The sequence below is a fragment of the Leucobacter komagatae genome (genome assembly GCF_000834055.1).
GTDB lineage: Bacteria > Actinomycetota > Actinomycetes > Actinomycetales > Microbacteriaceae > Leucobacter > Leucobacter komagatae_A.
Genome location: NZ_JXSQ01000008.1, coordinates 1 through 22,046 on the forward strand (window position 1 = coordinate 1; position 22,046 = coordinate 22,046).

Consider the following 22,046-nt stretch of genomic DNA (forward strand, 5'->3'; position numbering starts at 1 on the left):
TTTCAGAATGATCGCACCGCACTCGCGAACCGAATGGTTTTTTAACCTCCTATCGGCACTGGTTCTTACTGACCTGGTAGACGGGCACAACCGTCGCGCAGCAGAACTCATCGCCGAGTTCGATGCTGCCGTTACAGCGTCTGGTGCGCCACCCAACGCCGCCGCTCGTGGCCGCTTAGAGATCGCGCGGGCATTCCTCGCGCAGGAACTCAACGAAGAGACGCAGCTCGACCGCGCGCGGAGAGAGCTTGAGGGAGTAAGCGAACGCTTGGAACCTTGGCCGCTCGTCTTTCTGTCGGAGGCAGCTATTGTGCGGCAGAACGAGGGCGCCGAAGCCGCCCTCGTCCATCTCGAAGCAGCCATCGCCGACGCTCGGCGGACAGTGCCCCTGATGCAGCCCTGGTCTGACTGCATCACGTCGTTTGCGGCTATGCTCAGCTGCGTTGTCGGCAACCTCCGGGGGGCTGAAGCGCTACTCATCCAGGGACAGCTGGCCGAACCATCGATGCGGCTCGAACGAGCAAGGATAGCGATCTTCGGGAGCAATGATGTAAACGCACTGATGCTTGCCCTGAGCATCGGCGACCCCGGGACTTCCAAGCGCGCCAGAGTCGACCGAAGACTCATTTTGGCGACTGCGGCTTGGGAGTGCGGTCGCCGGGGCGAAGCCATCGCTTCGCTGTGCACCGCTACGGCACTCATAGAGAAGTACGCGCTCACGAGCACGCTATTGGGTGTGCCATATGAGCAGCTGAGGGAGGTGGCCCTCGCGGCACAGGAAGCAGGGGCGTGCGACGTGATTGGGGCCCTTGACAGCATCCCCCCTGCTGCGCGCCCGCATCGCTATCAGCGCCTAACAGACGCTGAGGTCCAAAGCCTGGAGGCAATCACGCTGCACCGAAACGCCAGCCATGCTGCGCAGAGCCTGTTCGTCACCACCGGAACCGTGAAGAAGCATCTGGCCTCGGTATACCGAAAGCTCAAAGTCAGTGACCGCGATGCCGCAATCGTGAGAGCGACCGCGATGGGAATCATTGCGGGGACGAACCGCAGCAAGAAGTGAGCGGCGCTGCGACAGGCAGCGCCGCTCACGTCACGTCGCAAGGCTAGCCCAGCTGGCGCTCCGCCATCTCGACGACGTTCTTCAGGAGCAGTGCGCGGGTCATCGGCCCAACCCCGCCTGGGTTGGGTGAGATCCACCCGGCGATGTCTGCGACTGCGGGATCCACGTCACCAACGACGCGGCTCTTGCCGGTCTCTGGGGCCACCTTGCGTGACACACCGACGTCGAGCACGATCGCGCCGGGCTTCACGTCTTCTGCGCGTACGATGCCCTCGACACCGGCTGCCGCGACGATCACGTCTGCCTGGCGCAGCTCGGCTGGCAGATCCGTCGTGCCCGTGTGCGTGAGCACGACGGTCGCGTTGTATTCGCGCCGCGTGAGCAGCGGGCCGATGGGGCGGCCGACGGTAACTCCGCGGCCAACGACGACGACGCGCTTGCCTGCCCACGACAGGCCATTGCGTTCGACAAGCTCGATCACACCGCGCGGTGTGCACGGCAGCGGCGACGAGATCTCGGTGTTCGCGTTGAGCACGAGACGGCCAAGGTTGGTTGGGTGCAGCCCATCGGCGTCCTTGTTCGGGTCGATGCGCTCGAGAATCCGGTCGGTGTCGATGTGTTTGGGAAGCGGCAGCTGCACGATGTACCCCGTGCAGCTTTCGTCAGCGTTGAGCTCGTCGAGGACGGCTTCAAGCTCATCTTGCGTCACGGTCTCAGGCAGCTCGCGCTTGATCGACGCGATGCCCACCTCAGCGCAGTCGCGATGCTTACCCGCGACGTACCACTGCGATCCGGGGTCGGCGCCGACGAGCACGGTTGCGAGGCCGGGGACGACGCCGCGCTCCGCGAGCTTTGATACTCGATCGGTAAGTTCACGTTTGATGGCGGCCGCAGCTGCGGTGCCATCAAGTTTCTGTGCGGTCATTCTTTGCTCCTTGAAATTCTTTGGGGGCCACAAAGCCCGCCGGGGCGCGGAGGCAAGGCCTCACACGCCCCGGACGGACTCAGCACGGAACTGGTTACCAGTTCTCCAGGCCTGGGTAGAGCGGGAACGCTTCGGTGAGCTTTGCGACGCGTGCGCGCAGCTCCTCGACGTTTCCGGTCTCGGTGAGGGTCTGCGCGATGATGTCAGCGACCTCTGCAAATTCGGTGTCACCGAAGCCACGCGTTGCGAGCGCGGGGGTGCCGATGCGCAGGCCACTCGTCACCATCGGCGGGCGCGGATCGAACGGCACAGCGTTTCGGTTCACGGTGATATCGACCGCGTGCAGCGCGTCCTCAGCCTGCTGGCCGTCGAGCTTCGAGTTGCGCAGGTCTGCGAGCACGAGGTGCACGTCGGTTCCGCCGGTGAGCACGTCGACTCCGGCGGCCTTCGCGCTGTCGCTCGTGAGCGCCTGAGCCACAAGCTTTGCGCCCGAGAGCGTGCGCGCCTGGCGATCCTTGAACTCGTCCGTTGCTGCGAGCTTAAACGCGGTCGCCTTTGCTGCGATCACGTGCATGAGCGGGCCGCCCTGCTGGCCGGGGAACACGTTCGAGTTGAGCTTCTTGTGCAGCTCAAGGTCGTTCGTGAGGATGAAGCCGGAGCGGGGGCCGCCAATGGTCTTGTGCACGGTCGAAGAGGTGACGTGCGCGTGCGGGACGGGGTTCGGGTGCAGACCGGCTGCAACGAGACCCGCGAAGTGCGCCATGTCGACCCAGAGCGTTGCTCCGACCTCGTCAGCGATCGCGCGGAACGCCGCGAAGTCGAGCGTGCGCGGGTAGGCGGACCAGCCGGCGATGATGACCTTCGGCTTGTGCTCGAGCGCCTTCTGGCGGACGACATCCATGTCAACGAGGAACGTCTCCGGGTCGAGTCCGTACGAGACGACGTTGTAGAGCTTGCCCGAGAAGTTGAGCTTCATGCCGTGGGTGAGGTGCCCACCGTGCGCGAGTTCGAGGCCGAGGATCGTGTCGCCCGGCTCGGCGATCGCCGAAAGCACGGCGGCGTTTGCCTGCGCACCTGAGTGTGGCTGCACGTTCGCGTATGCGGCACCGAAGAGGCTCTTCGCGCGGTCACGTGCAAGGTCTTCAGCGATATCGACAAACTCGCAGCCACCGTAGTAGCGGCGACCCGGGTAGCCCTCGGCGTACTTGTTGGTGAGCACGGAACCCTGCGACTGCAGCACGGCGCGCGGCACGAAGTTCTCGCTCGCGATCATCTCGAGCGTTGCGCGCTGGCGACCGAGCTCGTTCTTGAGTACCTCGGCGATTTCGGGATCAACGAGCTCGAGCGGCTCGTTAAAGAATGCTGACTGGTTGGACACGATGAGTCTCCCTTGTGTGATGTTTCCAGGATGTATGGCCCAGGCGAGCGGCCGTTCACAGGTGTCGCTCCCCGATGGTTTCCATCTGCACGCCAGTCACGACCATGCAATCCTAGCAGCGCCAGCGGTGGCGATCGCTCGGGATCAGCACTGCACGAATTCAACGCGCCATATGAAGCCAGCTAGAATTGGCCGGATGAACATGATCGTTGCCGATACGCCTGGCGCACAGTGGGTACTCACGCTTTCCTGCATTGACGGACCAGGAATCGTGCATGCGATCAGCGGTGCGATCGTCGCCGCTGGCGGAAACATTGCCGAGAGCCAGCAGTTCGCCTCGGCAGACACCGGTCGCTTCTTCATGCGACTCCAGGTCGAAGCGGTCGCGCAGGCTGACACGTTCGACGACCGCTTTCGGGTGTCGCTCGCGCCGGTGACCGAGCGCTACAACATGAGTTGGCGCCTCGACAGGGTCGGCCGCCCGGTGCGCACCCTCATCCTCGGCTCGACAGCGACGCACTGCGTCAACGACCTGCTCTACCGGACGCGCGCTGGGCAGCTTCCCATCGAGGTTCCGCTCGTGCTGTCCAACCACGAGACCATGCGTGACATTGCGGAGTTCTACGGGGTGGCGTTCGAGCACCGCGCCGTGACGAACGCGTCCGAGAAGGAAGCGTTCGAAGCCCGCGTGCTTGAGGCGGTCACCGAGCACGACATCGAACTCGTGGTCCTCGCCCGCTACATGCAGATCCTCTCCCCTGGCCTCTGCGAGGCGCTCGCCGGCCGTGCGATCAACATCCACCACTCCTTCCTCCCCGGTTTCAAGGGCGCGAACCCTTACAAGCAGGCGCATCAGCGGGGCGTGAAGCTCATCGGCGCGACCGCCCACTTCGTGACCACCGATCTCGACGAGGGCCCGATCATCGAGCAGGACACGACCCGCGTCGACCACTCGTACTCGCCGCGGCAGCTCGTGCAGCTCGGCCAGGACGTCGAGTCTCGCGTGCTCAGGCACGCTGTTGGCTGGTTCGCGGAAAACCGCGTGCTGCAGGACGGCGATCGGACGATCATCTTCCGCTAACGGCTCACCCCGCCTCGAGTGCGGCCGCGACAACGCGAAGCCCCGCCTCCCCCATGAGTTCCTCCGGGAAGAGCGGGAGCTGCACGGCAGGCACCCCCGCCAAGGCCGTGACGAGCGCGCGTGCGCTGACGCGCTCGCGTTCGCTGCGCTCGGCGAGTACCGTGCCGCTCTCGGCCGGGGTTCGCCGGTTGATCACGAGCGCCCCAACTGCGATGCCAATGGCGTCGAGCCCCCGCACGAGTTCGACGGTCTCCATTGCCGGGATTGACTCGGCGATGCTCACCACAACAAACCGCGTCACGCCGGAGTCGGTGAGCACCTCGCGCACACGCGTGAATCGTTGCTGCCGCAGGCGCAGCGTCTGCCTGAGTCGACGATCCGCCGCCTCCTTAGCGGTGTCCCCCTCAGCACCTCGCGCGCTCACGAGCCCCCGCATCGCGGCCCCGAAGCGCTCAGACCGGTCACGGTTTTCGAGCAGGCTCGTCGCCCACTCGCCGAGCTGAGCTGGGAGCGAGAGTAAGCGCAGTGTGTGCCCGGTCGGCGCCGTGTCAAAGACCGCGAGATCGTAGTCCTCGAGCCCCAGCTGCACCGCCTCAGCGACCCGTTCGAGCACCGCAGCTTCGTGGCTGCCAGGGGCCTCCCGCGCAAGCTCGAGGTGGGCAAGTGATTGCTTGCGCATGCGCTCGGGGAGCAGCCGCGACATGGTTTCTCCCACAGCGGCCAGGTGGCGGTCGACGGTGCGCTGCGGATCGATCTCCACCCCGGTGACCCCGCCGGCTCCAGCCGTGAACAGCTGCGTTGGGGCGTCCCCGATCGTGCGCTCCCACAGCTGTCCGAGGTTGTGCGCAGGATCGGTGGAGACCAGGAGCACCCGGCGGCCGCGCTGCGCTGCGGCGAGCGCGATTCCCGAAGCGACCGTGCTCTTGCCGACACCGCCCTTCCCGCCAACGAACAGGATTCGACTGGTTCCGAGGTCGTCTAGCAGCACGACACGTGCTCCAGCGGCGAGCGCCCCATCCCCATGCGCCTGTGCCACGCGTGGAAATCCTCGAGCAGCGCCGGCATCAGCTCTACCGTGTAGTACGCCGCCGGGTCTGGCACGCCAAGTGCCTCACCGAGAACGAGCATCGTGAAGTAGTCGTCCTCATCGCGTTGCTCACGCGCGAGTGTCTGCCGGTACGGCCCGACGTAGTACTCGAGCAGCCCCGCGCGGAGGCCGCTCAGGCGGTGGGGAATCTGCTGTCCCCACCGCCTGAGCGCGCCGCCTGATCCGGCCACAGCCCGAATCACACTTCTTCGCGCACGGCGGCCTGGTGTTCGTCTGCTCCCGCGGGTTCAGGCGGGTCTTTTGCTGCCTTGCGCATCGCGAGCAGCACCTCGACGGCAACCCAGACGCTCGCGATGATGATGATGATGTCGAGCGCGAACAACAGCCAGTCCGGGTTTGCGGGGTCGGCGAACCCGGAGACCTGCTCGATTGCCGCCCAGAACGCCATGACGAACACGATGGTGAGCGGGATGAGCGCTGGCCAGGGGTTGCGCCGCTTCCGGATGAGGATCACCGCGATGATCGACAGGGTGAGCGATGCGAGCAGCTGGTTCGTCGTGCCGAAGAGCGGCCAGATTCGCAGGCCGCCGTCGCCGCCGAGGCCCTGCGAGAACGTGAGGCCAAGCCCGACAAGCACCACAATGAGCGTTGCGGGGAACTTGGCGACTTTGACCTTCACCGCCTCGCCGATCTCCTGGACAACGAACCGGAGTAGCCGCATCCCCGTGTCCATCGTGGTTGCGGCAAACAGCACGGCCATGGTCGCCAGCACGGTGGCACTGAGCGAGGCGGGGAGCCCGATACCGTCTTGCATGAGGAGTCCGCCGCCTTCGACAAAGGCGTTCACCCCGCCTCCCCCGAATGAGCTGTACACAGCGTCCCAGTCGGTGACGGTGCGGTAGCCTGCGACGACCGCGAGGATCGTTCCGAGCGAGAGCAGTCCCTCGCCGACCGCACCAAAGTATCCGACGAAGCGCGCGTCAGGCTCCTTATCGAGTTGCTTCGAGCTGGTGCCGGATGAGACCAGGCCGTGGAACCCAGAGATCGCGCCGCAGGCGATTGTTACGAACAGCAGTGGCACCAGGTTGGGGGTGCCCGGCGGCGTGGCTTCGTTGAACATCGGTGCGACGATGTTGTGCGGGGTGCTCGAGAATATCGCCCCGATGAGCACTGCGCTGTAGAGCAGCGCCAGCCCGACGAAGAGCTGCACGCCGTTGATGTAGTCCCTGGGTTGGAGGAGTACCCACACGGGTAGCAGCGAGGCGATGCCGCCGTAAATGAAGAGCGCCAGGATCCAGACGGTTGACGGGCTCATCCCGAGGAAGGACTCTGGCAGCACGACCGGGTAACTGTCGCCGACCACGATGAGTGAGTAGAGGATCACGACGGCGACAATCGTGACGGGGATGAGTGGCCACTTGAGCCGATACACGGCGAACCCGACGAGCAGCGCGACGAGGATCGCACCCCAGGTGGGGATCACCGCACTCGGGGTGCTGATGAGCAGGTTCTTGATGACCACTGCGAACGCGGTGATCACCATGAGCAGCACGAGGAAGATCACGACGAGGAAGAGGCTTGCGCCGCGCCCGCCGATGTATCGACTCGAAAGCGCCCCGATCGATCTGCCCTTGTTGCGGTTTGATGCCCACAGGGCACCCAAGTCATGCATCCCCGCAAAAAACACGGTGCCGATGGTGACCCAGAGGAAGGCGGGTAGCCAGCCCCAGATCACTGCGATCGCTGGGCCGACGATCGGCGCGGCCCCGGCGACCGAGGTGAAGTGGTGCCCCCAGAGAATGAACTTGTTGGTGGGGACATAGTCGACACCGTCTTCGAGCTCGTGAGCTGGTGTTTGGAAGCCCCCATCGAGCTGGTACACGCGCTTTGCAAGGTATCTCGAGTAGACAAAATACCCGAGGGCAAAGATCGTGATGCCGAGGAGCATTAAGAGCACTGGATTCAATGAACTACTCCCTTCATCAGGGCGGAGCGTCCTTGCGCCGCCTTCGCGCGAGTCGAAGGCTCGGCCGGGACCCAGTCGTTGCGACCCGACCTCAAGAGCCTGGTGACTATTACACGCTGTCCCTCAAAGCTAACTGCGAGGGAACCGATCAGCGACAAACGTAGCCTATTTGTTATCCTGGATTCGTTCTGCCGTGATGATCGGGCGTTTTCTCCCGCCGGCTACGCCTCCACGCAGCGCGCGGCGTGCCGCGCCCGGAGCCCGGTGAGCATGGCGCTGAGCCCAATCTCGAAGGAGATATCGGTTGGCCGCTCAGCGCCGGCCGCGGATCGCGCAGCGTCGTACGCTGCGCTGAACGTTGGCGCGTCGGGATCGACCCCCGGGTTGAGCATGTCGTCGGGCGCAGTGTGGTCGAGGGCAGCACCCAAGATGAAGCACTCGACCGCGACGATGGTCGTGAGCACCTCGGACTCCGGCCAGCCAGCCGCGATCAGCCCCCCGCAGACGACCTCGTACATCTGGCTGGTGCGCGTCCCCGTTGCGATGGGCAGAACGCCAAGCAGGGCGATGGTCGGCGGGTGCGCTGCGAAGGCGTTCCTGTAGGAGCGCGCCCAGCGTTCGAGCGCGTCGTCCCAGCGCAGCTCGGCAAAGCCCGAGACGTCAATGCGGTCGCTCACGAGCTCGCGGATACCCGAAATGAGGTCGTCTTGCCCCCCGATGTGGTTATAGAGCGCCGAGGGGCGCACGCCGAGTTCTCTGGCGATGAGCCGCAGGCTTGCGCCGGATTCGCCCCGCTCATCGAGGAGCCGCAGCGCGGTCTCGAGGATGAGCCCCCGGGTGAGCACCGCCGTTGTTGGTCGACCAGACCTGCGTGTTGGTGCCTCGTCGTTCACCGCCATGGTGCGCCACTTTCTCTCAGAGCTTGTTCACTGCTCGTCTGAGGCTATCGGAACAGATGACGCACCCCGGCTCGCATTCTCAGCCCGACTAGCCCTAGAATAACGAACACTGTTCATTTAATGAGAAAATTCACCGAGCTGGCATAGGGGCCAGAGATGGGGCCGACATGACACTTACGGTTTTCACGGGCGGAACCATCATCATTGAGGCGGATCGAGCAGGCAACACCCGCACGAGCGACGCCGTCGCATTCGCGGGAGACAGGGTAGCCGCGCTCGGCGCAGCTGCCACAGCGCTCGCCGCAGAGCCCGGAGCGGTAACGGTCGACCTTGCCGGGGGCACACTCGCGCCAGGAATCGGTGAGGGCCACGCCCACCCGGTGCTCGGCGGGCTCGAAGCAATCGGCCCAAACGTCCGCGAGGCGGCCGACCTCGCAGGCATTCTTGCCGCCGTCGCCGAGTGGCGTGCGCGCCACCCAGACGCCGAGTGGATCGTCGGCGCCAGCTACGACGCAACGTTCGCTCCAGGCGGCGTGTTTGACGCCACGTGGCTCGACGAGGTCACCGGCGACACCCCAACGATTCTCCGCTCATGGGACTACCACACGGCATGGGTGAACTCGGCGGCTCTCGCCGCGGGCTCCATCACCGCCGAAACCCCAGACCCACCTCTTGGCCGCTACGTGCGGCGCGCAGACGGCACCCCGACGGGGACCCTGCAGGAGGCCGCGGCGAACACGTTCATCGCGGAGGTCGTGCCCCCGTTCGCACTCGCCGACAGGGTCAGCGCCATTGAATCCGCGACACTGGACTACGCCAGGCAGGGCACAACATGGGTGCAGGACGCATGGGTGGAGACAAGCGACATTCCCACCTATCTGGCCGCAGCACGCGAGGATCGGCTGCACACCCGCGTCAACCTCGCGTTTCGCGCGGACCCATCGCTCTGGCGCGAGCAACTCGACAGCTTTGTCGCGCACCGCGCCGAGATCCGCGCGCTCGGGCATGAGCGCCTGAGCGCCGAAACGATCAAGTTCTTCGTCGACGGTGTGATCGAGAACCATACGGCCCTCCTCGCGGAGCCCTACGCAGACCGCCCAGACGAGCGCGGTCTGCCGAACTGGGAGGAGAGCGAGCTCACCGCGGCAGCGATCGCGTTCGACGACGCCGGCTTCCAGCTCCACATCCACGCAATCGGCGACAGCGCGAACCGCATCGCACTCGACACCATCGCTGCCGTCCGCGCAAGCAACGAGCCACGTCAGCGCGCGCACGTCATCGCGCACGTCGCAATGCTCGCCCCCGCAGACATCGAGCGCTTCGCGCAACTCGACGTAATCGCGAACTTCGAGCCGTACTGGGCACAGTGCGACGCCGTCATGCAGGACCTCACGATCCCGCACATCGGGCACGACCGCGAGGGATGGCAATACCTCATCGGCTCAGTGCTGCGCTCGGGCGCAACCGTCTCATTCGGGAGCGACTGGCCGGTCACCACGAAAGACTGGCGCCCCGCACTCGCGACCGCAGTGACGCGGCACAGCCACCTAGAGCCTGCGGCGGAGCCGTGGCTGCCACACGAGCGCGTCAGCGCCGGCGCCGCGCTTTCCGCCTACACGATGGGTACCGCGAAGCAGGCGCTCGCCCCCGAACGCGGCACACTCAACGTCGGCATGATCGCCGACGCCGTCTGGCTCTCAAACGATCCGCTCACCGTCGACCCCAACTCCATCCCATCGATCGAGGTACGCGGTACCTGGCTCGCCGGGGCCCGAACCCACTAACCACACCCAATGATTCAAAGGAGAATCGTGTCGAATTCCAACACGCAGACGCCGACCACCGCCCAGCCGCACATGCGACGGGCGCTCGGCCTCACCGGGCTCACGTTCTTTGGCGTGACCTACATGACCGTGATCACCGTGTTTACGACGTACGGCATCGTGAACCAGGTCACCGACGGCAAGCTCCCCGCCGCGTACATCGTCGCCGTGGTGACGATGCTCTTCACCGCGGCGAGCTACGCCGCAATGGTGCGGAGGTACCCGGTCGCCGGATCCGCCTACACGTACGCGCAACAGTCGTTCGGCGGCGGGCCAGGCTTCCTCACCGGGTGGGTCATGCTGCTCGACTACCTGTTCATCCCCATGATCAACTTCATGCTCATCGGGATCTACCTGAACACGCAGTTCCCCGCCATCCCGGTGTGGGCGTTCACGCTCGTCGCGCTGCTTCTCGTGCTGCTGTTCAACGTGCTCGGCATCACGCTCGTCAGCAAGCTGAACATGGCAATCATCGCGCTCTCCGTCGTACTCGTCGTCGTCTTCATGGCGCTCGCCTTCAAGCAGTACCTCGGCGGCGACCAGGCTGTGGGGATCATCGAGCCGTTCACCTTCGGTGAGGGCGGCATCGGCGCGGTCGCATCGGGTGCTGCGATCCTCGCGCTCTCCTTCCTCGGCTTCGACGCGGTCTCGACCCTGTCGGAGGAGGCGAAGAACCCCCGCCGCGATATCCCCCGTGCCATCATGCTCTCGACGCTCGTCGGCGGCTTCTTCTTCATCCTCGTCGCGTGGGCGGGCGCACTCGCGTTCAACCCGGACTGGTCATCGCTCACCGACGCCCAGATCGAGGCCGCAGGCACGACGGTGATGGACTCATTCGGGGCCGGCTGGTTTACGTCGTTCTTCGTCGCAGTGTACGTCGCAGGCGCGTTCGGGTCTGGCATGACGGGTCAGGTTTCCGTCTCGCGCATCCTCTACGCAATGGGCCGCGACGGCATGCTCCCGAAGCCGCTCTCGCGGCTGCACAAGCGGTTCGGCACCCCGAGCATCGCGGGTGTCGTCGTTTCCGTCTTCGCGCTCTCGGCGCTGTTCGTGCCGTTCGACACCGTCGCATTCATGATCAGCTTCGGCGCGCTTGCGGCATTCGCGATGGTGAACCTCTCCGTGATCCGCACCTACCTCTTCCCGAAGGGCGGCCGCACGCGGCCAGCGGCCTTCTGGGAGCTGGTGCGCTACGGCCTCTTCCCGCTCATCGGCTTCGGACTCACCATCTGGCTGTGGACGTCGCTTGAACCCGTAACGTGGCTCGTTGGGCTCGTCTGGATCGCGGTGGGCATCGGCGTCATCGCCCTCGTGACGAAGGGCTTCAGGAAGCCAGTGCCGAAGATGGACTTCTCTGAGGGCGACCCAACAACCACCCAGATCGACGCGCTCGGCGACGAGTACCCGCTCGAGGGCGACCGCGGCTAGCCAACGCGACGCCCTGCCCGCAGCACCACGAGTCAGCTGCGGGCAGGGCGCGCGATGTCGCCACTGCGGTATCGCGCGGCGGGGCTAGCGCAGGTGCTGCACGTCGCCCGCGTTCACCGTGAGAGTTCCCCCGGTCGGCAGATCCACAATGAGCGCGCCGTCCTCCGCGAGCTGGCGCGCCCTACCGTCGACGATCTCGTCGCCGGGCAGGTGCACGCGCACCTCAGTTCCGAGGGTGAGGGAGTGCCGTGCTGAGCGGATGCGGATCGCTTCCGGCTCGCGCGCGGCAAGCTCGGTCAGCCTGAGCAGCTCAGCAGTCACCGCCGCGACGACACGATCGGCAAGCTCGGCGCCGAGCGGATCACCGAAGCTCTCAGCTCCGCCGACATCCGCTCCCGCGGCGAGCAGCGACGTTGCGCGCTCCGTCGGCAACTCCCACTCGGGGATGAGCAGGTTCATGCCCATGCCGACGATGGCGGTCCCGTCTGGGAGGAGCTCGCACAGGATCCCGCACAGCTTCTTGCCAGTGCGCCCAGCGATCGCGTCTGCCTCATCACGCACATGAATGTCGTTCGGCCACTTCATCCCTACGCGCAACGCCTCCGTCTCGTCGCGCGCGGCCGCTGCCGAAAACAGGGGCTGAAACGCGGCGTTCACCGCGGAACCCGTGATGAATGGGAGCCAGCCTGGGCCCAGTTCGCCCCACTGGGGCGCCGCGCCAGCCGACTCAGCTCCGGCGCTCGGGTCGACGCCGTAACCGCGCACCAGCATCGAGACGGCAAGCGCCCGGCCGGGCAACACCTCCCAGCCGCGCGACAGGCGCCCCCTCCCCGCGGTCTGGTTGTCGGTGAGCAGCACCGTGCCGTGCGGCAGGGGCTCGCGAGCGCGCACCGCCTCGGCCGCGAGGTCACGCAGCTCGGCATTCGTAGACGGCGACTCGTCTCGCCATTCGACACGGGGCTGCTGGGCGCGGGTAAGCCTGAGTTCCATAGCTCCGAGCTTATGCCCGCCCGAACGCGCTGCGTCGCACCCCCAACCCCCGATCGCTGAGGAAATCAACGAAGGATCTGCAGTTCAGTTGGAGGAGTTCTTGAACTTTGCGGCATGTACCCGCGCTAGGCTAAACGGGTGACCTCAGAGAACGACACCGCCCCCGAGTACCTCGCAACGACGGCTGGCCGCATCGCGGACCATCGCCTGAAGTACCAAGAGGCAGTCGGCGACCGCGACGCGGCAGCGGCAGCCAAGCAGCATCCACGCGGCAAGATGACCGCCCGCGAGCGCATCGCGTCGCTGCTCGATCCTGGATCCTTTGTCGAGTTCGACAAGTACGTGAAGCACCGCGCGACCGCCTTCGGCATGGACGCGAACAAGCCATTCGGCGACGCCGTCGTCACGGGCGCCGGCACAATCCACGGCCGCCAGGTCGTCGTCTACTCGCAGGACTTCACCACCTTCGGCGGCTCGCTCGGTGAGGCAGCTGGCGAAAAGATCGTCAAGGCGATGGACTTCGCGATGAAGACCGGCGCTCCCATCATCGGCATGCTCGACTCCGGCGGCGCCCGCATCCAGGAGGGCGTCTTCTCGCTCTCGCAGTACGCACGCATCTTCAAGCGCAACACGATGTCGTCTGGCGTGATCCCGCAGATCTCGATCGTCATGGGCCCGTCGGCCGGCGGCGCCGTGTACTCCCCCGCGCTCACCGACTTCGTCATCATGGTCGACAAGACGAGCAACATGTTCGTCACCGGACCCGACGTCATCAAGACCGTCACTGGCGAAGAGGTTGGCTTCGAGGAGCTCGGCGGCGCGCTCACGCACAACAAGACGAGCGGCGTCTCGCACTACCTCGCAAGCGACGAGCTCGACGCGCTCGACTACGCGCGCACCCTCATCAGCTTCCTCCCCGACAACAACCTCGCTGAGGCACCGATCTACGACAGCGACACCGCGTTCGAGATCACCGAGGCCGATCGTCGCCTGAACACGATCATCCCCGACAGCCAGAACCAGCCATACGACATGAAGGTCGTCATCGAGGCGATCCTCGACGGCGGCGACTTCCTCGAGGTACAGCCGCTGTTCGCGCCGAACATCCTGATCGGCTTCGGCCGCGTCGAGGGCCGCACCGTCGGCATCGTCGCGAACCAGCCGAACCAGATGGCAGGCACCCTGAACATCGACGCGAGCGAGAAGGCCGCACGCTTCGTGCGGTTCTGCGACGCGTTCTCGATCCCGATCCTCACCCTCGTCGACGTGCCGGGCTACCTGCCAGGCACCGAGCAGGAGTACCAGGGCGTGATTCGCCGCGGCGCGAAGCTGCTGTTCGCATACGCCGAGGCGACCGTGCCGCTCGTCACCATCATCACCCGCAAGGCCTACGGCGGAGCGTACATCGTGATGGGTTCGAAGGAGATGGGCGCAGACTTCAACATCGCGTGGCCCACCGCCGAGATCGCCGTCATGGGCGGTGCTGGCGCCGTGAACATCCTCTACCGCAAGGAGCTCGCAGCAGCTGAGGCCGCTGGCGAGGACGTCGAGGCGCTGCGCGCGAAGCTCACCGCGAAGTACACGGCAGACGTCACGAGCCCGTTCCTCGCTGCTGAGCGCGGCGAGATCGACAACGTGCTCGAGCCAGCTGGCACCCGCCTCGCTGTCATCAAGGCGCTCCGCGGCCTCCGCGGCAAGCGCGACGAGCTGCCGGCGAAGAAGCACGGAAACATCCCGCTATGAACGGCAACACTCCGCTCCAGGCAACCGAGCTCGCCCGCGAACTCGGATTCGACGACGCGGCGCTTGGCGAGCTTCCGCCAGACGCCGCGGCGCGCGACGCCGCGAAACGCGAGGACGTTGGCGAAACCGACGACGCGATCAACGGCGACGACATCACGTTCGTCACCCGCGGCGTGAGCGAGGAGGAGCGGGCAGCGGTCATCGCAGTGCTCACCGAGGCACGCGCCGAGGAGACCCGTCGAGTGAAGCGCGTCGCCAGGCGCGACCGTGAGCCCTGGGCGCGGTCACAGCGCGTCCCTGACGGCATCGCAGACCTCCTGCTCGACGCATAACGGCTTAGGCTGGGGGTATGGCACGTACTGCAGCGGAAGCCCGGCAACAACTCAAAGACGCGGTGGATCGCGGATTCGACATCGAATTCACCCCGCCGTTTCCCGCTCGGGAAGGCGAACTGCGCCGATCGGCGGTGCTGATTCTCTTCGGCGCGCTCGACAGCATCCCAGCCGATCCGACCGCAGGGCGACCGGTACCAACCGAGTTGGACATTCTCCTCACCCGTAGGGCCGACCGTATGCGCCACCACGCCGGCCAGATCGCGTTTCCCGGCGGCGGCGTCGAACCTGAAGACGCCGACATCACCGCCACCGCGCTCCGCGAGGCTGCGGAGGAGACGGGGTTGGACCCGGCAGGGGTCGAGGTGCTCGGCACGCTCCCCGAGATTCACGTGCCAGTGAGCCGCAACCTCGTGACGCCCGTCATCGGTTGGTGGCGTTTGCCGAGCGAGGTCGCAGCGGACCGCACGGAGTCCGTCGAGGTGTTTCGCGTTCCCGTTGCGGAAATGCTCGACCCGGCGGCCCGCGGCCACTCGGTGTTGCAGCGCGACGGCTTCACCCACCGCGGCGCAGCCTTCAAACTGCAGGAACGCTTCGGCGGGCACACCGTGTGGGGGTTCACCGGCATGCTGCTCTCCAGCGTCTACGACGGCGTCGGCTGGTCGACGCCGTGGCAGCCGGGAACAGACTTCGCGGTCACCGGCTGAGCGTCACCCCGCACGGGTGAGCAGGCCGAAGGCTGCGACCGCCTGCTGGTCCGTGAACGAGGAGACGTAGTCGAGGATCGCGCGGGCGCGGCCGCGGCGACGGATTCCCGTCCCAGTAATGTCGCCCTGCAGCAGTTCAGGGCGATCCCGGGACAGCTCAAAGAGGCTTTCCGTCGCCTCGTCGACCCACTCGAGCAGCCGCCTGGGCGCCCGCCCGGCGTCGACGGGGTCAGACAGCCAGGAGTCGAAGCCGAGCACGAGTTCCTCGACGACCCTGGCCTGGCCGCGCTGCGAGTGGGCGAGGTCCGGGGTCTCGAGCACGAAGCTTGAGTGCACAAACTTCAGCACGGCGACCTCGTGCCACGCTCGCTGGTTCAACCGAACGTGCCCGCCGCGCATGTGCGGCCTCGCCTCAACGACGATCGCCGAGCGGAGCCGCTCGATCCACCGCCTGGTGAAGCCCGAAACGGCCCGCTCGCTCGCGATTCCACCGTCGTAGGGAGTCGAGAGCAGTCCGTCTGCGAGTTCGTCGCTCACTCGCTGCACGGCCTCACGGAAGGCACCGCGGTCGGCGATCCAGCCGTCCTTGCGGCTCATGCTCCGCCAGCGCAGCTCGAGCGAGCGACCAGGCCTGCGCCAATCTGCCTGGATCGCCGCAAGCGGCTCGGCGGCGAGCGCCGTGTCCTTCGCGAGCCAGGTCTGCAGCTCGGCCGAAACGGCAGCGTGCTGCAGCACGCCTGCGCGCGTGAAGTCGTCCAGGTCGTGCACGGCGTAGGCGATGTCGTCTGCGACGTCCATGACCGCGCACTCGACGGTCTGAACACCCTCGCCGATTGCGGGGAACGCAGCGAGCGAGGATTCCAGCTCGCCAGCCTCGAGCACGTAGCTTGAGAACTTTTCGGCGCCGTTGACCGGGTCGTTGCCTACGCCGCGCGGCCGCTCGGCGACGGGGAGGTCATCGGCGGTGACGCCGATCCACCGCCCGCGCGTCCACGGGTACTTGAGCACCGAAGCGCGCACGGCCGCAGTGAGGTTGAGCCCGGGGAAATCGCGCCCGAGCGTGTCGAGTGAGGTGAGGATGCGGAATGTCTGCGCGTTGCCCTCGAAGCCCTCGGCGAGGCCAAGCCGCTCGCGGGCGACGCGGTCGAGCACCCGCTCGCCGAGGTGCCCGAACGGCGGGTGGCCGAGATCGTGCGCGTGTGCTGCGGCCTGCGCAACGATCGTGTCGCAGCCGCCGAGCGCGACGATGGTCGCGCCGGTCTCGTCGTCGTGCGCTGCCTCGCCGCGCGCGAAGGCCTCGTGCTGGGCCGCGGCGCCCGCGAGGTTTGACGCGACGACACGCGCGACCGCGCTCACCTTCAACGAGTGCGTGAGGCGGTTGTGCATCACGGGCCCAACGCCCGACTGTGGTACCACCTGGGTGACGTCGGAGAGGCGGGCGAAGTACGACGAGAAGCGGATGCGCTCAAGATCGATGCGGAACTGTTCGAGCTCTGAGCTGTCGCCGATCTCACCACTCTCACCCTGCACGTCAGGGGTGTCGGCTGTGAGAGACGCGTGCTGCGAGGACTCCTGTTCGGCGTATCTTCTGCTCGCTCGGGTCACCGGAATCGCGTGCTCAGTCATGCCCCTCATTCAACCACTCAGGCGGCCCCGTTCTAGCATTGAGTTATGACTGACATGCTCTTGCACACCGAACGCCTCGAACTGCGCCTCCTCACCGAGGCCGATGTTGACTGGCTCGTGAGTGTGCACGCCCGGCCTGACGTCGGCCGCTTCATCCCGGCTGGCCCGTGGACCGAAGACATCGCGGACGGCGAAGTGGCGAAGCGGCTGTCGCGCCGCGGTTTCGATACGGATGCTGGGGCTGTTTCCGTCGTTGCGACGTGCGATGGGGAGCCCGTCGTGGATCTCGTGAGCTGGTACACGGATCGCGAGCACGGCATCGCGGACATCGGGTGGGCGGCCGACCCGGAGCACGCGGGGAAGGGCTATGTCACGGAGGCGGCAGCTGGGCTGCTCGACTTTCTGTTCGGGCAGGTTCAGATGCACCGCGTCGCGGCAAAAATCGACCCGCGGAACACGCCGTCAATGCGCGTAGCCGAGCGTCTCGGGATGCAGCTCGAGGGTCACCTGCGCGAGAACGATTGGATGCACGGTGAGTGGTGCGACACACTCGTGTACGGGATGCTCGCTGGCGACAGGGACGCGTAGCTGTCCGCGCCGCCGTGCGTGGGGCCGTCCGCGCCGCCGCGCGCGGGGCTGACAGTGCCGGGGGCCGCGCTTACACTGATTCCATGAACAGCATGACGGGGCCGACTGGCAATGACACCAGGGGCGAGCGCGTTCCAGCTGTCGAGCGGGCAACGGGTCGCTCGTGGAGCGACTGGCTTGCGGTGTTCGATGCGCACGGTGCGCGCTCGCTCAGCCACGCGGAAATCGCGAAGCTTGCGCTGGCGACGATGCCACCGGGCGTCGACAACGAGGGGTGGTGGGCGCAGGGCACCGCGATTGCTTTCGAGCAGCACGTCGGGCTCCGCGTCCCAGGGCAGTCGTCGACAGGAGACTTTCGTGTGAGCGCGAGTCGTACGCTCCCGGTTGACCGCGACGCGGCGATTGCTGCCTGGGTTGCCGCCAACGGCGCGGCGGCCGAGCATCTTGGTCATTCGGTGTCCGGATTGCGGACGTCTGAGACCGCGAAGCGATCGTTCGTGCGTTTCTCGCTCGGTGGCGCGGGGAAGGTCGAAGTGTCTGCGGCGCCGAAGGACGCAGGGAAGACCGTCCTCGCGGTCAGCCATGAAGGACTTGCCGACGGCTCGGTCATTGAGCGGTGGCGCGCGCACTGGAAGGCGCAGCTCGGCGCGCTCTAGTGCGCTCTCCTGCCGCTTGGTTGGCGCGGGGCGGGGGTGGATCCCCTCCGTGTTCAGCTGCCAACCAGCGTGCATCGACATCATAGACTCACGAATGTTTTGGGAAAGCTCAAGACATAACACTTTCGGGGGGAACACCTTGGATCAGAAAATCGGACTCGTGTGGAACCCATCGAAGGTCAGCGAGGAAGACCTCCGCAGCGCGATCGACACCGCCCTCACAAATGTCGGGAGCACCGGCGGTGACCCGGATGGAGACGCGGCACAGGGCACCCCAGCCGCACCCGAGGTGCAGTGGTTCGAAACGACCCCGGAGGATCCGGGCCAGGGCGCAGCCGCGAAGGCTCTCGCCGCCGGTTGCAATATCGTCGTTGCGGCGGGCGGTGACGGGACGGTTCGGGCAGTCGCCGAGGGGATCGGGGGAACGGGCTCACCCGAGGCAGAACTCGGGATCATCCCCCTCGGCACGGGCAACCTGCTCGCCCGCAATCTCGGTGTGCCACTGGGAAACATCACCGCGGCATTCTCCCGAGTACTCACCGGCACCGCCTCGCCGCTCGACCTCGGCGAGGTGCGGATCAGTTTCGCGAACGGGTCGGTCGAGCAGCACGGGTTCGTCGTCATGATCGGCTTCGGGATCGACGCACACATGATCGTGGAGACCGACGACGAGCTCAAGGCCAAAGCGGGCTGGCTCGCCTACGTCGAGTCGCTCGGCCGCGCCGCGACAGCGACTGAGGTCGTTGAGTTCTCCCTTTCCCTCGATGACGAACGCCCCGCGCCAGAACACGCGCACACGCTCCTCATCGCGAACTGCGGAATGATCCAGGGCGGGATGACGCTCGTACCAGACGCGCAACCGGACGATGGGCAACTCGACCTGCTCGTCCTCCGCGCAGACGGCGCGGCAGCATGGCTCGACACGATGCGCAACATGGTGTGGGACAACGGCCTCAAGCGGATCCTCACCCGCGCAGACCGCGCAGAAAGCTCCGACAGCACACAGCACCTGCGGGCGACGACCGTGCGAGCCCAGCTCCCCCACCCGCATGCGTTTGAGGTCGACGGGGACAACTTTGAGGACGTCACAGGGTTCGAGGTGCGGATCCTCCCATCCGCCCTCGCAGTCCGGTAGCACGCCACCCGAGTTACAAGTCGGCCCCGAGCGCAGCGAGCTGCACGCGCGACGTTGCCCCGCTCTTCGCGTACAGCGCGCCAACGTGCGTTTTCGCTGTGGTGAGGCCAACGTGCAGCTCGTCAGCGATCTGCTGATTCGTGAGCCCGAGCACCAAGAGTGCGAGCACCTCGCGCTCGCGGGGCGTCAGCTCGCTCAGCCAGGCCACCGCCGGCGCGTCGGCGCCGCGTTGGGCTGCGCTGCCTGTTCCGCTTTCCGCTGATGCGCCGGCGCCGCGTTGGGCTGCGGCAAAGCCCGCGATGACGGAACCTGTGACCACCGGGTCAAGGACGTGCCGTTCAGCCGCGACGTGCCGCACCGCCTCGATGAGGTCGCCCCCGCTCGTGCTCTTCAGCAGGTAGCCGTGTGCTCCGGCAGCGAGCGCGCTCGCGAGGAGCTCGCCCGAGTCGTATGTGGTGAGCACCAACACGCGCGTAGCCGTCTCAGCGGTGATGCGCTCGGTCGCCCATACCCCGTCGGTTCCCGGCATGCGAAGGTCGAGAATCGCGACGTCTGGCCGCTCCCGGTGACATGCGGCGAGCGCGTCGAAGCCGTTTCCTGCCTCGGCTACGACCTCGATGTCGTCACCGGTGTGCAGGATCGCAACGACCCCACTTCGCACCGCCTCATGGTCATCTGCGACGACGACTCGAATCGGGGTATTCATTGCGGCCTCCCGGCTTCGGTGTGGTGTAACGGAACGGTGAGTGTTGCTCGCCAGCCGCCAGGCGCCTGCGCCGATTCGAGTTCGCCGCCGACGCTCGCGAGCAGCACCCTGGTGCCCCCGATCCCCAGCCCCGTGCCCGGCGGGCGCACCGGCGGGTGAGGCGGGACAGCGTTCTCGAGCGAGACACGCATGGTGCTGCCGTCCGGGGTGACTTCGGTGCGAAAGCTGACGTTGCCTTCGCCGTGTTTCGCGCTGTTTGCGACGAGCTCTTGGAGGGCGCGCAGCACGAGCTTCGCCCGAGTTGGCTCGGCGCTTTGGAGGGCCTCACTCAGGCGCTCTTTCGCTCCGGTCTCCCAGTCGAATGCTCGCCCGGCTGGAAGCATCTGCCCGAGCTGGGCGAACGCCTCAGCGAGCCGCACCGGGTCGCTGGGGTCACCGTCACCGGCAACCTCATCCACCACGGTGAGGACAGAGATGAGATCGCGCAGTTCGCGGTGGGCACGCTCCGTTCCGCTCGTTGCGCGATCAAGGCTCAGCGTGAGTTGCGCGAGTCCCCCAGCTGATTGCAGCTTCGCGGCTTGGAGTTTGGCCGCTTCGATGTGCAGGCCAGCAACGGCGATCTGGTTCGCGACGAGGTCATGGAGATCGTGGGCGATACGAGTGCGGAGCTCCCGGTTCTCGGCAGCGTGCCTTCCGGCGAGCTCCGTCCGCGTGAGCACTCGCTCGGCGCGGACGTTCCCTCCCCAGAGCCCCGATACGAGCACGATGAGTGCCCACTGAAACAGCATCACCGCGAGGTCGGGGCGACTCTGCGCGACGAGAGGGATACCGATCGCGAGCCCAATACCAGCGGCCACGGCGATCCGCAGCAGGATCCGCACACCGCGTACGCTGCCGTACTTCACGGCAGCGTAGATGAGGTCGGTGAGTATGGCCACCACCGCAAGACTCGCTCCCATGAGCACATCGAGCGTCGCAACAACAACGCCTACCCCGAGCGCGAGCATGGGCATACGCGTGCGCAGCAGGAGCAGTGCGCTCATGGCACCGAGCGTGAGCAGGAACGCCGACCGTGGGGCGTGCAGCACAGCGAGGTGCTGCCACAGGCCGAATACGCCGAACGACCAGAGCACGACGCCGACGACGAGCCAGAACACTGCGATCGCGATCGCACGGCTTGCCGGCTGCGACCGCAGTCTTTCAATCCAAGCAACGCCCATGGTTCCATCCTCGCGCACACGGGCCAAACCGGGGCTCATTCGAACGGAGGAGAAGGACCGACCGGCCGCATGACGCGCGCACGCTTCACGCCAGCGATGCTTGCTGGATGAACATCATTGTGATCGGCATCATCGCCTGCGAGATCGGGTTTTGGGCTGTGCTCGCGGCGGGCCTTGGCGCACGCTACCTGTTGCGCATGCGGCGGCTCTCGAGCGTGCTGCTGCTGTGCGTGCCGCTGCTCGACCTGCTGCTGCTCGGGCTTATCACGTGGGATCTCGCGGTCAACGGCGCGACCGCCGACTTCGCGCACGGCCTCGGTGCGGTCTACCTCGGCTTCACGGTCGCGTTCGGCCATCAGATCATCGGACGCGCAGATGGCTGGTTCGCGCACCGCTTCGCCGGCGGCCCGCCACCGTTCAAGGCGCCGAAGTCTGGCCCTGCGCAGCTGCGGTACGAATGGCAGCAGTGGGGCAGGATGCTGCTCTGCGCGGTGATCGCGACCGCGGTGATCGGCCTCATCGTGTGGCTCGTCGGCGACACGTCGCGCACGGAACAGCTCGTCGGGTGGATCGGCCGCGTGTGGATCGTCACCGGCATTTGGTTCGTCGGCTGGCCCCTGTGGCTGACGGTGTCGGGCGGCGGCAACGCGCGGAGTCAACCCGAGCGCGCCTCCTCCGAAGGGCAGTAACGGCAGAAGCCTGCCGGGAGAGGAGACCTCTCCCGGCAGGCTT

The 22,046-nt window shown here is 66.4% G+C and carries 21 protein-coding genes and 1 riboswitch; of the genes, 11 read left to right on the top strand and 10 right to left on the bottom strand.

The genetic code is table 11. The features are described 5' to 3' along the window. Window positions 1-1,063: helix-turn-helix transcriptional regulator (locus SD72_RS16925; protein ID WP_232299684.1), on the top strand; the 1,063-nt coding region annotated here is incomplete at its 5' end. Between the two features lie 43 nt (window positions 1,064-1,106). Here the strand turns inward: SD72_RS16925 and SD72_RS07575 are convergent. Continuing rightward, window positions 1,107-1,988, bottom strand: coding sequence for a bifunctional methylenetetrahydrofolate dehydrogenase/methenyltetrahydrofolate cyclohydrolase (locus SD72_RS07575; protein ID WP_042543851.1), 882 nt, complete (start codon window positions 1,986-1,988; stop codon window positions 1,107-1,109). A gap of 94 nt (window positions 1,989-2,082) precedes the next feature. Then, a complete protein-coding gene (gene glyA, locus SD72_RS07580) occupies window positions 2,083-3,366 on the bottom strand; it encodes a serine hydroxymethyltransferase (RefSeq protein WP_042543852.1) in 1,284 nt (427 codons plus the stop codon). Window positions 3,367-3,396: 30 nt separating this feature from the next. Further along, window positions 3,397-3,476: riboswitch (ZMP/ZTP riboswitch) on the bottom strand. Window positions 3,477-3,562: 86 nt separating this feature from the next. On the opposite strand from glyA, the gene purU reads away from it, so the two are divergent. After that, on the top strand, window positions 3,563-4,447 hold the full coding sequence (purU, locus tag SD72_RS07585; RefSeq protein WP_052492548.1) for a formyltetrahydrofolate deformylase: 885 nt from the start codon (window positions 3,563-3,565) through the stop codon (window positions 4,445-4,447). Between the two features lie 4 nt (window positions 4,448-4,451). On the opposite strand, the gene SD72_RS07590 is transcribed toward purU, so the two are convergent. From SD72_RS07590 to SD72_RS07605, 4 genes are all read right to left on the bottom strand, one after another. Then, a complete protein-coding gene (locus SD72_RS07590; protein ID WP_232299685.1) occupies window positions 4,452-5,483 on the bottom strand; it encodes an ArsA family ATPase in 1,032 nt (343 codons plus the stop codon). Further along, the gene (locus tag SD72_RS07595; protein ID WP_420038421.1) at window positions 5,426-5,725 is read right to left on the bottom strand and encodes a cory-CC-star protein; all 300 of its coding nucleotides are present in this window, start codon (window positions 5,723-5,725) and stop codon (window positions 5,426-5,428) included. Before SD72_RS07595 ends, SD72_RS07590 begins: the two co-directional genes overlap by 58 nt. Window positions 5,726-5,733: 8 nt before the next feature. Next, entirely contained in the window at window positions 5,734-7,443 is a 1,710-nt protein-coding gene (locus SD72_RS07600) for a carbon starvation CstA family protein (protein WP_232299686.1), read from the bottom strand. Window positions 7,444-7,682: 239 nt separating this feature from the next. Further along, window positions 7,683-8,360, bottom strand: coding sequence for a TetR/AcrR family transcriptional regulator (locus tag SD72_RS07605; RefSeq protein WP_042543855.1), 678 nt, complete (start codon window positions 8,358-8,360; stop codon window positions 7,683-7,685). A gap of 167 nt (window positions 8,361-8,527) precedes the next feature. Here SD72_RS07605 and SD72_RS07610 point away from each other — a divergent pair, with 167 nt between their 5' ends. Together SD72_RS07610 and SD72_RS07615 are read left to right on the top strand one after the other, a co-directional pair. Beyond that, entirely contained in the window at window positions 8,528-10,144 is a 1,617-nt protein-coding gene (locus SD72_RS07610; protein WP_042543856.1) for an amidohydrolase, read from the top strand. 72 nt (window positions 10,145-10,216) lie between these two features. Then, window positions 10,217-11,611: an APC family permease gene (locus tag SD72_RS07615; RefSeq protein ID WP_232299695.1), complete on the top strand. Its 1,395-nt coding sequence runs from the start codon at window positions 10,217-10,219 to the stop codon at window positions 11,609-11,611. An 84-nt stretch (window positions 11,612-11,695) separates the two neighbouring features. Here SD72_RS07615 and SD72_RS07620 read toward each other — a convergent pair whose 3' ends face one another. Continuing rightward, window positions 11,696-12,601 (bottom strand): biotin--[acetyl-CoA-carboxylase] ligase, encoded by a 906-nt coding sequence (locus tag SD72_RS07620; protein ID WP_042543858.1) that lies wholly within the window; start codon window positions 12,599-12,601, stop codon window positions 11,696-11,698. Window positions 12,602-12,739: 138 nt separating this feature from the next. Here SD72_RS07620 and SD72_RS07625 point away from each other — a divergent pair, with 138 nt between their 5' ends. The 3 genes from SD72_RS07625 to SD72_RS07635 are packed head-to-tail and all read left to right on the top strand — an operon-like array spanning window position 12,740 to window position 15,383. After that, the gene (locus tag SD72_RS07625) at window positions 12,740-14,344 is read left to right on the top strand and encodes an acyl-CoA carboxylase subunit beta (RefSeq protein ID WP_042543859.1); all 1,605 of its coding nucleotides are present in this window, start codon (window positions 12,740-12,742) and stop codon (window positions 14,342-14,344) included. Continuing rightward, window positions 14,341-14,676, top strand: coding sequence for a hypothetical protein (locus SD72_RS07630; protein ID WP_232299687.1), 336 nt, complete (start codon window positions 14,341-14,343; stop codon window positions 14,674-14,676). The genes SD72_RS07625 and SD72_RS07630 overlap by 4 nt, the downstream gene beginning before the upstream one ends. 17 nt (window positions 14,677-14,693) lie before the next feature. Further along, window positions 14,694-15,383: an NUDIX hydrolase gene (locus tag SD72_RS07635; protein ID WP_052492549.1), complete on the top strand. Its 690-nt coding sequence runs from the start codon at window positions 14,694-14,696 to the stop codon at window positions 15,381-15,383. 3 nt (window positions 15,384-15,386) lie between these two features. Here SD72_RS07635 and SD72_RS07640 read toward each other — a convergent pair whose 3' ends face one another. Further along, the gene (locus SD72_RS07640) at window positions 15,387-17,009 is read right to left on the bottom strand and encodes a deoxyguanosinetriphosphate triphosphohydrolase family protein (RefSeq protein ID WP_084766943.1); all 1,623 of its coding nucleotides are present in this window, start codon (window positions 17,007-17,009) and stop codon (window positions 15,387-15,389) included. 45 nt (window positions 17,010-17,054) lie between these two features. Here SD72_RS07640 and SD72_RS07645 point away from each other — a divergent pair, with 45 nt between their 5' ends. From SD72_RS07645 to SD72_RS07655, 3 genes are all read left to right on the top strand, one after another. After that, window positions 17,055-17,597 (top strand): GNAT family N-acetyltransferase, encoded by a 543-nt coding sequence (locus SD72_RS07645; RefSeq protein WP_042543860.1) that lies wholly within the window; start codon window positions 17,055-17,057, stop codon window positions 17,595-17,597. An 83-nt stretch (window positions 17,598-17,680) separates the two neighbouring features. Continuing rightward, window positions 17,681-18,253: a hypothetical protein gene (locus tag SD72_RS07650; RefSeq protein WP_042543861.1), complete on the top strand. Its 573-nt coding sequence runs from the start codon at window positions 17,681-17,683 to the stop codon at window positions 18,251-18,253. Between the two features lie 139 nt (window positions 18,254-18,392). Then, on the top strand, window positions 18,393-19,388 hold the full coding sequence (locus SD72_RS07655; protein WP_084766944.1) for a diacylglycerol/lipid kinase family protein: 996 nt from the start codon (window positions 18,393-18,395) through the stop codon (window positions 19,386-19,388). Window positions 19,389-19,401: 13 nt separating this feature from the next. Here SD72_RS07655 and SD72_RS07660 read toward each other — a convergent pair whose 3' ends face one another. Then, on the bottom strand, window positions 19,402-20,094 hold the full coding sequence (locus SD72_RS07660; RefSeq protein WP_042543863.1) for a response regulator: 693 nt from the start codon (window positions 20,092-20,094) through the stop codon (window positions 19,402-19,404). Then, window positions 20,091-21,314 carry a sensor histidine kinase gene (locus SD72_RS07665; protein WP_042543864.1) on the bottom strand — a complete coding sequence of 408 codons (1,224 nt, stop codon included), beginning with the start codon at window positions 21,312-21,314 and terminating at the stop codon, window positions 20,091-20,093. Before SD72_RS07665 ends, SD72_RS07660 begins: the two co-directional genes overlap by 4 nt. 107 nt (window positions 21,315-21,421) lie before the next feature. On the opposite strand from SD72_RS07665, the gene SD72_RS07670 reads away from it, so the two are divergent. Beyond that, on the top strand, window positions 21,422-22,003 hold the full coding sequence (locus SD72_RS07670; protein WP_198141910.1) for a hypothetical protein: 582 nt from the start codon (window positions 21,422-21,424) through the stop codon (window positions 22,001-22,003). Window positions 22,004-22,046 lie beyond the last annotated feature (43 nt).